Below are 12,943 nucleotides of genomic sequence, written 5' to 3'. Positions count from 1 at the left end.
CGGAAACGGATCCCAGCATGCCTGCGACTGCCGCCGTTGTTTCTCTTTTCAACCCCACCGACAGTGTGCTCGCGAACGCCGCGGCGCTGCTGGCCCAGGTTGACGCGGTCATCGTCGTCGACGACGGCAGCCCCCAGGATCCGGCCCCGATCCTGGCCAGGCTGGCCGAACAGGGCTGCCTCGTTGAGCGGCTGCCCCAGAATTCCGGCATCGCCGCGGCGCTGAACGCGGGCATCACGAAGGCCCTCACGGCCGGACCGAAGCCCGACTACGTCCTGACCATGGACCAGGACTCCCTGCTGGACGCCGGGTACGTGGACGCCCTGCTCTCCGCCGCAACGGCCGCGCAGCACGCCGGCGTCTCCGTGGGCATGGTGGCCCCAGGCTCCGTGCGGGGTATCCCGGTCCGCCGCGGGCCGGTCCGGAACGGCGTCCAGCTCGGCGGGGAGCCGATCCAGTCCGGACTGCTCATCCCGGTCCCGGTGCTCGAGCGGCTCGGCCTGTTCCAGAGCACCTTGTTCATCGACGGGGTGGACAGCGAGTTCTACCTCCGCTGCGAGGACCAGGGCCTCCGGACCGTCCTCGCCGCCGATGCGGCCCTGGACCACTCGCTGGGCAGCCAGTCCGCGGCCAGCGTGTTCGGCAAGGAACTGTTGCTCGGCACTAAGACGCTGAACGTCCGTACCGCCGCGGACTGGCGGTACTACTACCTGTTCCGGAACCGGCTCCTGCTGGCGCGGCAATACGCCCGGCGCTTCCCGCTCTGGACTGTCAAGGGATTCCTGGCCGACTACCGCCATCTGGCCCTCGTCACGCTCCTGGCCCCTGGCCGTCGTGTCCGCCTGGCCAACGCGGTGCGGGGCATCGCCGACGGTGTCCGCGGCATCTCCGGCCCGCGCCCTGAACGTTAGGTCCTGCGCGCTTTAGCCGCTCTTCTTGGCCCGCCGCATGACCGGCCGCTCAACGAACAGCCAGCTGGCGGCTGCCAGCGGGATGGTGCAGAGGGTCGCGGCCACGGTGAACCACCAGACGCCCCAGTGGTAGGCGCCGAAGACGGCCAGCAGCTGCTGGACCGGAAACGCGTAGATGTAGGCGCCATAAGAGATGTCATGGCGGGCCACGATGGCGGGCTGGGGCAGCCAGGTGGAGATCCACAGCAGACCGTAGGCGATGAAGGGCGCGGCCAGCTGTCCGCCGAACCCGTCCACGAAGAGGATGGACAGCGCGGCAACGCCGAGCGACGCCGGGCCGGCGATCCTGTGGATGCCGAACCGGTGGCTGAGCACCTGCACTACGGCGCCGCCCAGGAAGAAGGGGACGAGCCGGGCGGCGAGCTCAAAGTCCAGGTTCGACTGCAGATAGGGCTTGATCAGACCCACGTTGGCCCACACCAGGACACTTCCGGCGAAGGCGGCAATCACCGGCCAGGGGGTTTTCTTCATGATCGGCAGGAAGCCCATCAGCCCCACCAGCAGGTAGCACAGGAACTCGAAATAAAGGGTCCAGAGCGAGCCGTTCCAGGCGCCGGCGTACGGCACGCCGGCGGGTGTTCCGGCGATGTCGTAGCTGACGATCCGCAGCGACAGGTTCGCGAACACGGAGTTCAGCGGCGTTGTCGGGGTCTGCAGGAAGCCGCTCAGCGAGCCGTGCTGGAAGGCGTAGGCAACCGGGGCGAACACGAAGGCCATGACCAGCAGGCACACGATGAAGGCCGGGAAGATCCGGGCGACACGGTGGACCAGGTACGGGCCGATCCGGTTGCCGAAGCGGCTGGCCGTGATGAGGTACCCGCTGATGCCGAAGAACCCGGCCACCGCCCAGCCGCCGAGGTTTTCGCCGCGGAAACCCCAGCCCGCCCCGTCTCCGACGATGTGCCAGCTGTGGGCGAGCAGGACCGAGAACGCCAGCACAAGCCTGATCAGGTTCAGGCTGTTCCGCCGGGGATCCAGCCGGCTCCCGATGTCCGGGCTCGGAAGTGCTTTAGGTGTCAGTACGGCTGCGCTCAATCGCGGGCTTCCTTCATCAGTTGGTCCAGCCGTCAATTCTACCTTCTGGCCTTCTGCCGCCATGCCGGGGCGGTATTGGAAACCCCGCCGGGCGGGCCGGAGACCGGACGCCGGGCCGGCCGGGGCGTCCCCTGGTTTGCTGTCGCGGCCCCCGGTACGGGAGGATTGGGCCCATGCGTGGAATAATCTTGGCCGGCGGCACTGGATCCCGGCTTCACCCCATCACCCATGGGATCAGCAAGCAGCTCGTACCCGTCTATGACAAGCCGATGATCTATTACCCCTTGTCAACGCTGATCCTGGCCGGGATCCGGGACATCCTCATCATCACCACGCCCCATGATGCGGAGCAGTTCAAGCGGCTCCTGGGCGACGGATCCCAGTTCGGCGTGAACCTCACCTATATCCAGCAGCCCTCGCCGGACGGCCTGGCGCAGGCGTTTATCCTGGGGGCCGAGCACATCGGCAACGAGACCGTGTCGCTGGTCCTGGGCGACAACATCTTCTACGGCCAGGGCATGGGCACCCAGCTGCGCCGGCACGCCGACATCGACGGCGGCGCCGTCTTCGGCTACTGGGTGCGGGATCCCAAGGCCTACGGTGTCGTGGAATTCGACTCTGCAGGCAAGGCCCTCTCGCTCGAAGAGAAGCCCGAGAAGCCGCGCAGCCACTACGCCGTTCCCGGCCTGTACTTCTACGACAACGACGTCATCGAGATCGCAAAGAACCTCAAGCCCTCCCCGCGCGGCGAGCTTGAAATCACGGACGTCAACCGCACCTACCTGGAACGGGGCAAGCTGCAGGTCGAGATCCTGCCCCGCGGCACCGCGTGGCTGGACACCGGCACCTTTGACGACCTCAGCGACGCCTCCAACTTCATCCGCACGGTCGAAAACCGCCAGGGCCTGAAGATCGGGGCCCCCGAGGAGATCTCCTGGCGCCTTGGCTTCCTGAGTGACGACGAACTGCGCCAGCGCGCCGAACCCCTGGTCAAGAGCGGCTACGGGGCGTACCTGCTGGGGCTTCTCGACCAGACCATCTGACGTGTCCGCTTTCACCGCGCCGCCTGTTCGGCGCGCCGTGATTACCCTGCGGCCAAAATCGTGAGCTGGCTGCAAACGCTCCCCTTCGTGGCGGCAGCGGCCTTGTTCCTTCTGCTGCCCGGCGGTCTGGTTACGGTGGCCCTGGGCCTCCGGGGCCTGCCGGCGGCGGCCCTGGCCGCGCCCGTCACGGTCTCTATTGCGTCCGTGCTGGCCGTCCTGCTGCCGTTTGTGGGCCTCCCCTGGTCCGCTGCCGCCGTCCTGGCCGGCAGCATCCTCCTGACCGCCCTCGTCCTCGCGATACGGCGGGTCCACGAAGGGACCAGCCTGCGCAGTTCCTTCGCGGACCTGCTCGCCCGGACACGAACAGCCGGGGCAGAAGCAACCCGGAACCGAACGGGCGGCTGGGTTGCCGCGGCCTTTGTCGCGGGCGCCGCGCTGATCCTCGTCGAACTGGCCCTTGCGTTCATCACGCCGGAAAACCTCTCGCAGACGTTCGACAATGTGTTCCACCTCAACAGCGTGCGGTACATCCTCGACACCGGCAACGCCTCCTCGTTGACGATGTCGAAGATGACCAGTGGCGATGCAGCGCCCTATTTCTATCCCGCCGCCTGGCATGGCCTGGCCGCGGCCCTGATCCAACTGACCGGCCTTCCGATCACCGCGGCAGTCAACGTCCTGAATATGGCGGTCGCAGCACTGGTGTGGCCGCTGGGCTGCATGATGCTGACGCGGACGGTGGCAGGCAACCGGCCATTGGCCGTCGGAGCCGCCGGAATCCTGGCCGCGGCCTTTGCGGCGTTCCCGATCCTGCCCTTGGATTTCGGGGTCCTCTATCCGAACTTCCTGGCCATCAGCGTGCTGCCCGCCGCCCTGGCCAGCGTCGCGGTGCTGTTTCGGGTCGCACGCCACCTGCAATGGCCGCCCCTGCCCGGGTTCGCCTTGCCGTTGCTGATCATTCCGGGGCTTGCCCTGGCCCACCCCAACGGTTTCATGTCGCTCGTGATCCTCTCGGTGCCGATTGTGCTGCAGGCCTACGTCCGGAGTTATCTCGGGCCCAGCAACCAGCGTCGCGAGCACCGGACACAGTGGATTCTCGCGACGCTCGGCTTGGCCGCCGCGGCCGTGGCCCTGCCTGTGCTGTGGACGAACGCCCGCCCTCCGGAGGATGCCGCTTTCTGGCCCCCGCCGCAGACGCCCCGCGGGGCCGTCTTCGATATTGTCACGAACGGCGCCGTTGACCGTCCGGCAGCCGTCGGCGTCAGCGTCCTGATGCTGCTGGGGCTGTTCCTGTGCTGGCGGCGCGGCGGCAGGACCTGGATGCTCGCCGGCTTCGTCATCACGGCGGTGCTTTACGTCACCGTGTCCGGCACCCTGAAGGGCGATGTCCGCAGCGCGCTTACCGGTATCTGGTACAACGACAGCAACAGGATCGCCGCGCTGCTTCCGCTGACGGCGCTGCCGTTCGCCGCCGTCGCGGTCGATACCCTGGTGCTCTGGCTTCGCCGGACGACGGACAGGCTGGCAGGCTCACGGCGGGCCGGAACAGCGCGCCAGCCGGACGGGAACCGTGGCAGGCTTGCCTTCAGGATTATCAGCGGCCTGCTCGTGGCGGCGTTTATTGCCGCCCAGGTCCCCTCCATGCGGACCGCGATCGCGTCCGCCCAGAAGAACTACCGGGAGACGGACCACTCCCTGCTCATCACGGCCGCCGAGCAGCGCATCATCGACCGGCTGGATGGGATCGTGCCGGCGGACGCCACCATTGCCGTCAACCCGTGGACGGGGGGAGCGCTGGCCTACGCCCTGGCCCACCGGGAAACCACCGCCAAGCACATCCTCACCGCCAACACGGCCGACGTCGAGCTCCTGAACCGGAAGCTGCGCGACGCAGACCGCGATCCGGCCGTCTGTGCGGCCCTGGCCGCCACCGGCGTCCGGTACGTCCTGGACTTCGGCTCCAATGAAGTCCACTTCGGGAACCATCCGTTCCCCGGCCTCCAGAACCTCAACAACTCGCTCGCCGTGAGGCTCGTGCTGTCGGACGGCCCGGCCCGGCTGTATGAAGTGACTGCCTGCCGCTAGCAGAGTCCTGCCTCCGGATCAGCCGAGCGGGGCCAGTGCGGCCAGTTTGTCTTTCGGATTCGCAACCGCCGGAGCGTCCGCCGGACGGGCCAGGGTGACCCGCACGACAGTCAGGCCGTCCAACACTTCGAGGACGTATTCGGTGGTGTCGGTGAGGCGGTTGAGTGAGTACCAGGCTTTGCTGCCCAGTCCGGGAACCGGCTCGGGCGACATCATCAGCCGCGGCAGCCCCAGCTGGTCGAGAACGGACTGGTCCCTGGCGGTCGTGGTGGCCACGATCAAGGAATTCCCCGGGTCGGCGGCCTGCCCGGACCCGGCCGGAGCCAGCGCGAACGTGCAGTCGAGCTGGACGAGTCCGTCCCTCGACGATGCCGCCACGTCGGCCGGCTGCGCGCCCTGGCCGGCATCTCCGAGCACGCGCTGGATCTCTGCTACTGAAGGGCGCGTGCAGTCGTCCCCGGCCGACGGCAGCACCGTGCGGCCGTCGTGGGTGAGCGGCTCGCTGCCCGGGGCGACACCGGACGTCCCGGTCGGCGTCGGGGCCGACGTCGGAGCCGACGCTGTTGCGTCCGGCGCCGGACCCGGCGCGGCCGTGCAGGCGCCCAGGAAAAGGCTGCCTAGCAGCACCATCTGGCAGGCTCCGGCGGCGGCCCGGCGGCCGTGGCTAGTTGAAGATGTCATAAGCGACTCCCATGACGAAGCGGTCTCCGGGATTCGCGGTTCGCAGGTACTGCAGGAGGTCGCCGTCGTTGAGCGAGATGCAACCCCACGTCGGGACGTTGTTCCCGTGCAGGAAGATGGCGAAACCTGCGTTCATCCTGATCGGCGCATCCGGTGGCCGGTTGTAGTTGATGACGACACCCTGGCGATAGTCGCGGGACGGGCGTGTTGCGAAGTACCACATGTTCTCGTCCGGGAAGACGTCGGCGCTGGACTCGAAATACTTATTATAGTTTCCGTTCAGCTGCCCGCCCCAGCGCGAGTAGGGATTGAGCTTGCGGTAGGCCAGCGCGGTCCCCGGGTTGCCTAGCCCGAAGGCTTCCGTGACGGTGAAGGATCCCGTGGGCGAGTATTTCTGCCAGGTCGGACCGGTAGCGGCACCGGGGCCGGCGAAGCCCGATTCGCCCGCGGAACCCAGCGCTCCCCATTCCTTCGCGTAGGAGCCGTCGGCCTGGCGGACGCAGGTGATGAAGTTGATACGGGTGGAGCGGTATTCGTCGGCGATGGCGAAGGTGACCCGTGATGCGTCGGCGGTACGGTATTTCACGGCGCCGGTGGAGATGGCCGGGCAGTAGGCCGCGGTGCTGATCCGGTACCGGACCCCGGTTCCGGGAATCCACTGCAGGACGCCGTACTGGAAGGACTGGCTGCAGAAACCGCTCCGGTCGCAGGCCTCGGCCGTGGTCGGGTAGCCGAGGGCGCCGTCCTGGGCCTTGCGTGCCGAGTAAAACTGTCCGACGCCGCCCCAGACGGCCTGGGTGCCTGCCCCGGCCGCGTAGTAGACGTTGCCGCGCTGGAAGGACTGGGAGCAGCCGCCGCCGCGCAGCCCGCACTTCTCGGCGCCGGTGGGGTAGCCGAGGTAGCCGCTGCTCCCCCTGTGGGCCTCGTACTTTGCATTGATGGCGCCCCAGACCGGGAAGGTCCCGGCGCCGGGGGCGAAGTAGACGGATCCCCGCTGGAAACTCTGCCGGCAGGCCCCGCCCGCAAGTCCGCATTTCTCGGCGCCGGTGGGGTAGCCGAGGTAGCTGCCCGGGCCGCCCAGGCTGTCGTAGGCTGCGCCGACGGCGCCCCAGATCTGCCAGGTACCGCCGGGACCGTAGTAGATCAGGCCGCGCTGGAAGTGCTGGATGCAATGGCCGGCAGCGGGCTGGCCGCACTTCTCTGCTTCCTTGGGGTAGCCGAGGTAGCCCTTGATGCCGCCAAGGGATTCGTACGTGGCGTTGATGCCGCCCCACACCGGGTAGGTTCCGGTGCCGGGGACGTTGTACAGGCTTCCGCGCTGGAACTTCTGGTGGCAGACCGGGCGCGCCCCGGTGCAGCCGGCGGCCGCGAGGGGGTAACCCAGATAGCTTTTCGAGCCCCCGTACTTCAGCCAGCCGGTCTCGATGGCGCCGGCGAGCAGGTGGGCGCCGGTGGCGGCGCTCCAGAGGATCGTGCCGTTGGCGAAAGTCTGCAGGCAGCCTCCCCCGCCCAGCCCGCACTCCTGGCTCGCGGTTGCCGGCCCGACGGCTCCGGCGGAACCGCCCAGGCGCTTGTATTCGGCTCCGATTGCCCCGGGCACATTGAACCCGGCTTCAGCCGCAGTGGCGGCCGGAGCCGGGGTTGCAGGCGTCGCCTTGGCGGAGGGCACCGCGGGCATGGTGGTCCGGGATGGGGCAGCCGTCGGCGCGGGTGCGGTAGCAGGCGCGGGTGCGGCGTCCGTGGCGGGTGCGGCGTCCGTGGCGGGTGCGGCGTCTGTGGCGGCCGGCGTCGGTGCCGCCGCAGTGCCGGACGCATCGGCCGGCTGCGTCGCAGCCGGTGTCGCCGCTGCCGGTGTCGCCGCTGTGGGCTGGCCGGTGGACTGCTGCGTCGGTGCAGGGTCCTTCGTGTCGTCGGCTGCCAGGGCACCCTGCGCCAGGCTGGCCGCCAGGATGCCGGCTGTGACCGTGAGCGCCGCCGCTTTCGTGGCTAACCTCAGCGATGCCGGCCAGGCGAACCTCCGGCGCCTGTTTCCTCGCTCGTTGGAACCAACAACAGCCATCTTTGCTCCCGCCTCCCCCAAGGACGGGGCTCAACCCCCCGTTTCGGCCCAAGCCTAGCGGACGCCCTGGCGGGGCGGAACGCGGCCACGCCGTTACAGCGAGACGGACCTCCGCCGGAGTTCGCCGACGACCTCGTGCACTTCCCCGTCCATGACGATCTCGCCGTGCTCCAGGAGCACGCCGCGTTCACAGACGGTCGCGACCAGGTCCAGGTCGTGGCTGACCACGAACAGCGTCTTGCCCTTGTCCGAGAGTTCCTTGATCTTGGCGATGCATTTTCGCTGGAACGGCTCGTCGCCCACGGCGAGGATCTCGTCGATGAGGAAGACTTCAGGGTCGGTGTGCACCGCGATGGAGAACGCGAGCCGGAGGTACATGCCCGAGGAGTAGAACTTCACCTCCGTGTCGATGAACTCCCCGATTTCGGAGAATTCCACGATCGAGTCGAACTTCTCGTCGATCTGTTTCTCGGTCATGCCGAGGATCGCGCCGTTGAGGTAGACGTTGTCCCGTCCGCTGAGGTCGTGGTGGAAGCCGGCGCCGACCTCGATCAGTCCCGCGACGCGGCCCCTGGTGCGCACCATCCCGCCGTCGGGCTGCAGCACGCCGGAGATCAGCTTCAGGAGGGTCGACTTGCCCGAACCGTTGAGCCCCAGCAGGGCAACCGTCTCGCCCTGTTTGACCTCAAGGGAGACGTCCTTCAGGGCAAGGAATTTCTTTGACAGGTCCCCCTTGCGACCCTTCACGAGCCACACGAGGGCTTCCTTCAGGGACCGGGTGTGACGCAGAACGAACTGCTTCCGGAGGCTTTCGCAGCTGATCGCGACGTGTCCGTGGGCTGTCATCTTAGAGCTCCTGGGCAAAGTGGACGGCGAGCCGGCGGAACGTCAGCTGTCCGAGGAACAGGACCACGATCGTTACCAGCATGGCGACGGGAAGCCAGAGAGTCAGCAGGTCTGGCGGCATGGTGCCGGGCACGAGCTGGTCTGCTTTGAGGGTCGGTTCCCAGAAGGCCCAGTGGAAAACTTCGACGGCGACCGTCATCGGGTTCAGCTGGTAGATCCAGAACCACGGTCCCATCACGCGTTCGACCATCGACCAGACATACAGGACCGGAGACGCCCAGGTCACGATCATCACGATCATGTCCACGATGTTCTCGGAATCGCGGAAGTAGACATTGATCGCCCCGAACATCAGGCCCAGGCCGGCCGCGAGCACCGCGACCATCAGGAAGATCAGGACCACGGCTGCCAGTTGCAGGATCGACGGCGTCCAGCCCACCACCAGGCAGGCGCCGATCAGCACCAGCAGCTGGGGCAGGAAATGGGCCGCCGACACCCACACCGTGGACACCGGGAAAAGTTCCCGCGGCAGGTAGATCTTCCGGATCAGGTCGCGGTTGTCCACGATCGAGCGGGTGGCGTTCGAGAGCGACTCCGTGAAGAAGTTCACCAGGACGATGCCGGCGAACAGATAGATCGCATAGTTCGGCGTGCCCCGCTGGAGATTGAGGAAGATGCCCAGCGCCACGAAGTAGATCAGGAACTGCACGAGCGGCTTGACGTACGACCAGAGCAACCCGAGTACCGAGCCGCGGTAGCGCACCTTGATTTCCTTGCGCACCAGCAACTTCAACAGGAACCGGTCACCGTAGACGTCGAGGAGACCCCGCCCGCTTCCGGGTTTGACGAGCTGGTCGGTCTGACCTGCCATCTAGTTGCCATCCCCGGAATGCGCCTCGAAGGTCTTCTTCCACGCGTCAATCGAGCTGATCTCTGCCACGGCGCGGCGGTACTGGCCGGCAAGGTTGTCCCATTCGCGGAACAGCTTTGCGTGCAACATGGTCGCTTCCGTCAACATCGACTTCAGCTTCTTCGGGTCGCGCTGGTACCACGACGCACCGGTGCCCTCCGCGTTGGTGACTACGACGCTGTCGTAGTGCGCCACCCGGTACCAGCGGTTGTCCCGGTGGGCCAGGTAGCCCTGGGGCCTTTCGGCGCTTTCAGGTCCCGGCGCCTTGATGAGCTGGCGCGCGACCGTCTTGATGCCCCACGGAATCAGCTGCTTCTTGCTGGGCAGCCCCACGACGGTGCCGCCCATGGGTCCGCGACCCAGCTTCGGTGCCGGAAAGTCATCCACGTCTTCCTTCAGCTGCGCGTCCGGGTACTGTGCCTTCAGGGCGTTGATCTCCGGCAGCTTGGTTCCCAGGACCTTGTGGAGATCCTCCGGGCCCTTCAGGAGATCGCGCAACGCATCGATGCGCCCGTGCTCGGTAAAGTACTGCATTGACACGAGGTGCTTGACGTCGGTCTGTACAGACTCGCGCAGCACCCGGCCGCCCTTGGGGTATGGGCTGTGGATCAGGGTGGTGATCAGCCGGTTGCGCGCGTGGAAGTAGGCCTGCCAGCCGACGAGGTCGTCCTTGTCTATCCAGGACACATGCCAGACGGCGGCTCCGGGCAGTGACACCGTGGCAAAGCCTGCTTCGCGGGCGCGCAGCCCGTATTCCGCGTCGTCCCACTTGATGAACAGCGGCAGCGACAACCCGATTTCCCGGATCACCTTCGTCGGGATCAGGCACATCCACCAGCCGTTGTAGTCGACGTCCACCCGGCGGTGCAGCCACGGAGTCTGGCGCAGGTTCGAGACGCTGAAATCGTGCCGCGTCTCCATGTCGGCATGGGGTAGTGCCGGGACGATCCGGTAGGGGTCGACAACCTCGCCGAAGGTGTGCAGGATGCTGCGGTTGTAGAGGTCGAACATGTGGCCGCCGACAATCGTGGGCTTGCGGCAGTGGTCGGCGAACGTCAGCAGCCGCACGATGCTTTCGGGTTCCACGACGATGTCGTCATCAAGCAGCAGAGCATAGTCGCTCCCGTTCTCCACCGCCTCGAACATGCCGCGGGCGAAGCCGCCGGAGCCGCCGAGGTTAGCCTGGTTGATGATCCGCAGCTTGCCGCCGAGGGCATCCCGGACGGCGGCAAAGCCCTCCTGATCCTCGACCTTCTGCGTGCCCTGGTCCACGATCAGGATTTCCTTGACGTTCTCAAGGACGTCCGGGTTCTCGGCCAGGATCCGGGCGTTGTTCAGGCAGAAATCGGGCTTGTTCATGGTGGTGATTTCGAGGGTGACCTGGCCCTTGGTGGCCGGGCCGCCCGAAGTCTCCCACTGGCCGCTCTTGAGGATCAGTTCGCCCGTGCTGGCGGCCAGGTCGAACCAGTACCAGCCTCCATCGCCGAAGGGCGTGAGCGAAAGGTCAAACGTGGAGGTGGTTTCGCCGTCGACGTGCTTGCCGTCAACCCGCTGTACGGATCCGCGGGCGTTGGACTTGTAGACCGTGACCGTTCCGGGGCCGCTCGTCTCGACGACCAGGCGGACGTCCCGCACCGAGGTCCACCGGCGCCAGTAGCTGGCCGGGAAGGCGTTGAAGTAGGTGCCGAAGGAGATCTGCTCGCCGGAGCGCACCCGCATGGAGTGCCGGCCCAGGAGGTCTTCGAAGTGTGCTCCGCGGCTCTCCGAACTGAACATCTGGAGCTTGTCTTCGAGCAGCTTGGGCGTGCGGGCGAACTCGTCGTTTTCCCGGAGCCGAATGCCGCTGGCGGTGCCGGCATCGACGTACAGCGGCACCGTGTCCGTCTGGTCCGTCGAGGGCAGGATGACCCGCTGAATCGGGTTGAAGCCGTTTGTTGTCTCTATAGCAGCGCTCATGCGTCCACTCCTCCGCTTTCCAGTTTGGCGCCGCCTTCGAAATGAGGTCGGATCTGATTGTCGAACATGGTCAGGGCCGAGCCGATGGCCATGTGCATGTCCAGGTATTTGTAGGTACCGAGCCGTCCGCCGAAGAGGACGTCCTGCTCGGCGGCCGCCAGGTCACGGTACTTGAGCAGCCGCTCCCGGTCCGTGGCCGTATTGATCGGATAGTAGGGCTCGTCGCCCTTTTCCGCGGCGCGCGAGAATTCACGCATGATGACGGTCTTCTCGTTCTGGTAGTCGCGTTCCGGATGGAAGTGGCGCGGCTCGATGATCCGGGTGTAGGGCACGTCGGCGTCGTTGTAGTTGACCACCGACGTTCCCTGGAAATCACCGACGTCGAGCACTTCTTCCTCGAAGTCGATGGTGCGCCAGGAGAGATCGCCCTCGGCGTAGTCGAAGTAGCGGTCCACGGGTCCGGTGTAGATGACGGGGATGGTGCCGACGACCTTGTTCTTGCTGTACTCGTGCGACTCGTCGAAGAAGTCCGTGTTCAACCGGACCTCGATGTTCGGGTGCTCGGCCATTTTCTCGATCCAGGCCGTGTAGCCCCCGGTCGGCAGGCCCTCGTACTTGTCGTTGAAGTACCTGTTGTCGTAGTTGTAGCGCACGGGGAGTCGGGAGATGATGCCGGCGGGCAGGTCCTTGGGATCCGTCTGCCACTGTTTGCCGGTGTAGTGCTTGATGAACGCCTCGTAGAGCGGCCGGCCGATGAGCTGGATGCCCTTGTCGTTGAGGTTCTGCGGATCCGTCCCGGCCAGTTCGCCGGACTGTTCCTTGATCAGCTCGCGCGCCTGCCCGGGGGTGAGGTTGGCCCGGAAAAACTGGTTGATTGTCGCCAGGTTGATCGGCAGCGAGTAGACCTCGCCCTTGTGCACGCCGTACACCTTGTGCACATAGCTGGTGAAGGTCGTGAAGCGGTTCACGTACTCCCACACACGCTCGTTGGACGTGTGGAAAAGGTGCGCACCGTAGCGGTGCACCTCGATCCCGGTCTGTTCTTCCTTTTCGCTGTAGGCATTGCCGCCGATGTGGTGGCGGCGGTCGACGACGACGACCTTCAAGCCCAGCTCGGTGGCGGCCTGTTCTGCGATTGTCAGGCCGAAGAAGCCCGACCCTACGATGACGAGGTCAGCGGTCACAAACTCTCCTGGTTCGAATGCGGGCAGCCCAATGTTGCGCATTGTCTGCTGCACTAGCCTACCCGAGGCTCGATCGGAACCGAGGACGGGGGTCCCGGATCCGGGGGTTCCGGCGGCCGCGCGGATACGGTCCCGGCACCCCACCCGCCGCTCCGGCACCGGCGTTATCCACA

10 protein-coding genes are annotated in these 12,943 nt (G+C 66.5%); 3 read left to right on the top strand and 7 right to left on the bottom strand.

The window, feature by feature from the left end:
* Positions 1 to 17 precede the first annotated feature (17 nt).
* Entirely contained in the window at positions 18 to 911 is an 894-nt protein-coding gene (locus QFZ69_RS05435) for a glycosyltransferase (RefSeq protein ID WP_306916168.1), read from the top strand.
* A gap of 12 nt (positions 912 to 923) precedes the next feature.
* Here the strand turns inward: QFZ69_RS05435 and QFZ69_RS05430 are convergent, their stop codons facing one another.
* A complete protein-coding gene (locus QFZ69_RS05430; RefSeq protein ID WP_306916166.1) occupies positions 924 to 2,006 on the bottom strand; it encodes an acyltransferase in 1,083 nt (360 codons plus the stop codon).
* 173 nt (positions 2,007 to 2,179) lie between these two features.
* On the opposite strand from QFZ69_RS05430, the gene rfbA reads away from it, so the two are divergent.
* Both rfbA and QFZ69_RS05420 read left to right on the top strand, forming a co-directional pair.
* Positions 2,180 to 3,049 carry a glucose-1-phosphate thymidylyltransferase RfbA gene (gene rfbA / locus QFZ69_RS05425; protein ID WP_306916164.1) on the top strand — a complete coding sequence of 290 codons (870 nt, stop codon included), beginning with the start codon at positions 2,180 to 2,182 and terminating at the stop codon, positions 3,047 to 3,049.
* Between the two features lie 60 nt (positions 3,050 to 3,109).
* Entirely contained in the window at positions 3,110 to 5,134 is a 2,025-nt protein-coding gene (locus QFZ69_RS05420; RefSeq protein ID WP_306916163.1) for a DUF6541 family protein, read from the top strand.
* Between the two features lie 18 nt (positions 5,135 to 5,152).
* Here the strand turns inward: QFZ69_RS05420 and QFZ69_RS05415 are convergent, their stop codons facing one another.
* The 6 genes from QFZ69_RS05415 to glf all read right to left on the bottom strand — a co-directional run bounded on the left by QFZ69_RS05415 (position 5,153) and on the right by glf (position 12,770).
* Positions 5,153 to 5,815 carry a hypothetical protein gene (locus QFZ69_RS05415; RefSeq protein WP_306916160.1) on the bottom strand — a complete coding sequence of 221 codons (663 nt, stop codon included), beginning with the start codon at positions 5,813 to 5,815 and terminating at the stop codon, positions 5,153 to 5,155.
* Entirely contained in the window at positions 5,799 to 7,874 is a 2,076-nt protein-coding gene (locus tag QFZ69_RS05410) for a L,D-transpeptidase family protein (protein WP_306916158.1), read from the bottom strand. The genes QFZ69_RS05415 and QFZ69_RS05410 overlap by 17 nt, the downstream gene beginning before the upstream one ends.
* Before the next feature lie 93 nt (positions 7,875 to 7,967).
* The gene (locus QFZ69_RS05405; RefSeq protein ID WP_306916156.1) at positions 7,968 to 8,720 is read right to left on the bottom strand and encodes an ABC transporter ATP-binding protein; all 753 of its coding nucleotides are present in this window, start codon (positions 8,718 to 8,720) and stop codon (positions 7,968 to 7,970) included.
* A gap of 1 nt (position 8,721) precedes the next feature.
* Entirely contained in the window at positions 8,722 to 9,591 is an 870-nt protein-coding gene (locus tag QFZ69_RS05400) for an ABC transporter permease (RefSeq protein ID WP_306916154.1), read from the bottom strand.
* On the bottom strand, positions 9,592 to 11,586 hold the full coding sequence (locus QFZ69_RS05395; RefSeq protein WP_306916152.1) for a glycosyltransferase: 1,995 nt from the start codon (positions 11,584 to 11,586) through the stop codon (positions 9,592 to 9,594).
* The gene (gene glf, locus QFZ69_RS05390) at positions 11,583 to 12,770 is read right to left on the bottom strand and encodes a UDP-galactopyranose mutase (RefSeq protein ID WP_306916150.1); all 1,188 of its coding nucleotides are present in this window, start codon (positions 12,768 to 12,770) and stop codon (positions 11,583 to 11,585) included. Before glf ends, QFZ69_RS05395 begins: the two co-directional genes overlap by 4 nt.
* Positions 12,771 to 12,943: the final 173 nt, after the last annotated feature.

It is taken from the genome of Arthrobacter sp. V1I7 (assembly GCF_030817015.1).
Lineage (GTDB): Bacteria > Actinomycetota > Actinomycetes > Actinomycetales > Micrococcaceae > Arthrobacter.
Note: the sequence above shows the minus strand (reverse complement) of the source record. Positions and strands in the feature narration are given on the sequence as shown.

Coding starts and splice junctions, on each gene's coding strand:
- QFZ69_RS05435 (WP_306916168.1), top strand. CDS start 18: ATGCCTGCGACTGCCGCCGTTGTTTCTCTTTTCAACCCCACCGACAGT.
- rfbA (WP_306916164.1), top strand. CDS start 2,180: ATGCGTGGAATAATCTTGGCCGGCGGCACTGGATCCCGGCTTCACCCC.
- QFZ69_RS05415 (WP_306916160.1), bottom strand. CDS start 5,815: ATGACATCTTCAACTAGCCACGGCCGCCGGGCCGCCGCCGGAGCCTGC.
- QFZ69_RS05410 (WP_306916158.1), bottom strand. CDS start 7,874: ATGGCTGTTGTTGGTTCCAACGAGCGAGGAAACAGGCGCCGGAGGTTC.
- QFZ69_RS05405 (WP_306916156.1), bottom strand. CDS start 8,720: ATGACAGCCCACGGACACGTCGCGATCAGCTGCGAAAGCCTCCGGAAG.
- QFZ69_RS05400 (WP_306916154.1), bottom strand. CDS start 9,591: ATGGCAGGTCAGACCGACCAGCTCGTCAAACCCGGAAGCGGGCGGGGT.
- QFZ69_RS05395 (WP_306916152.1), bottom strand. CDS start 11,586: ATGAGCGCTGCTATAGAGACAACAAACGGCTTCAACCCGATTCAGCGG.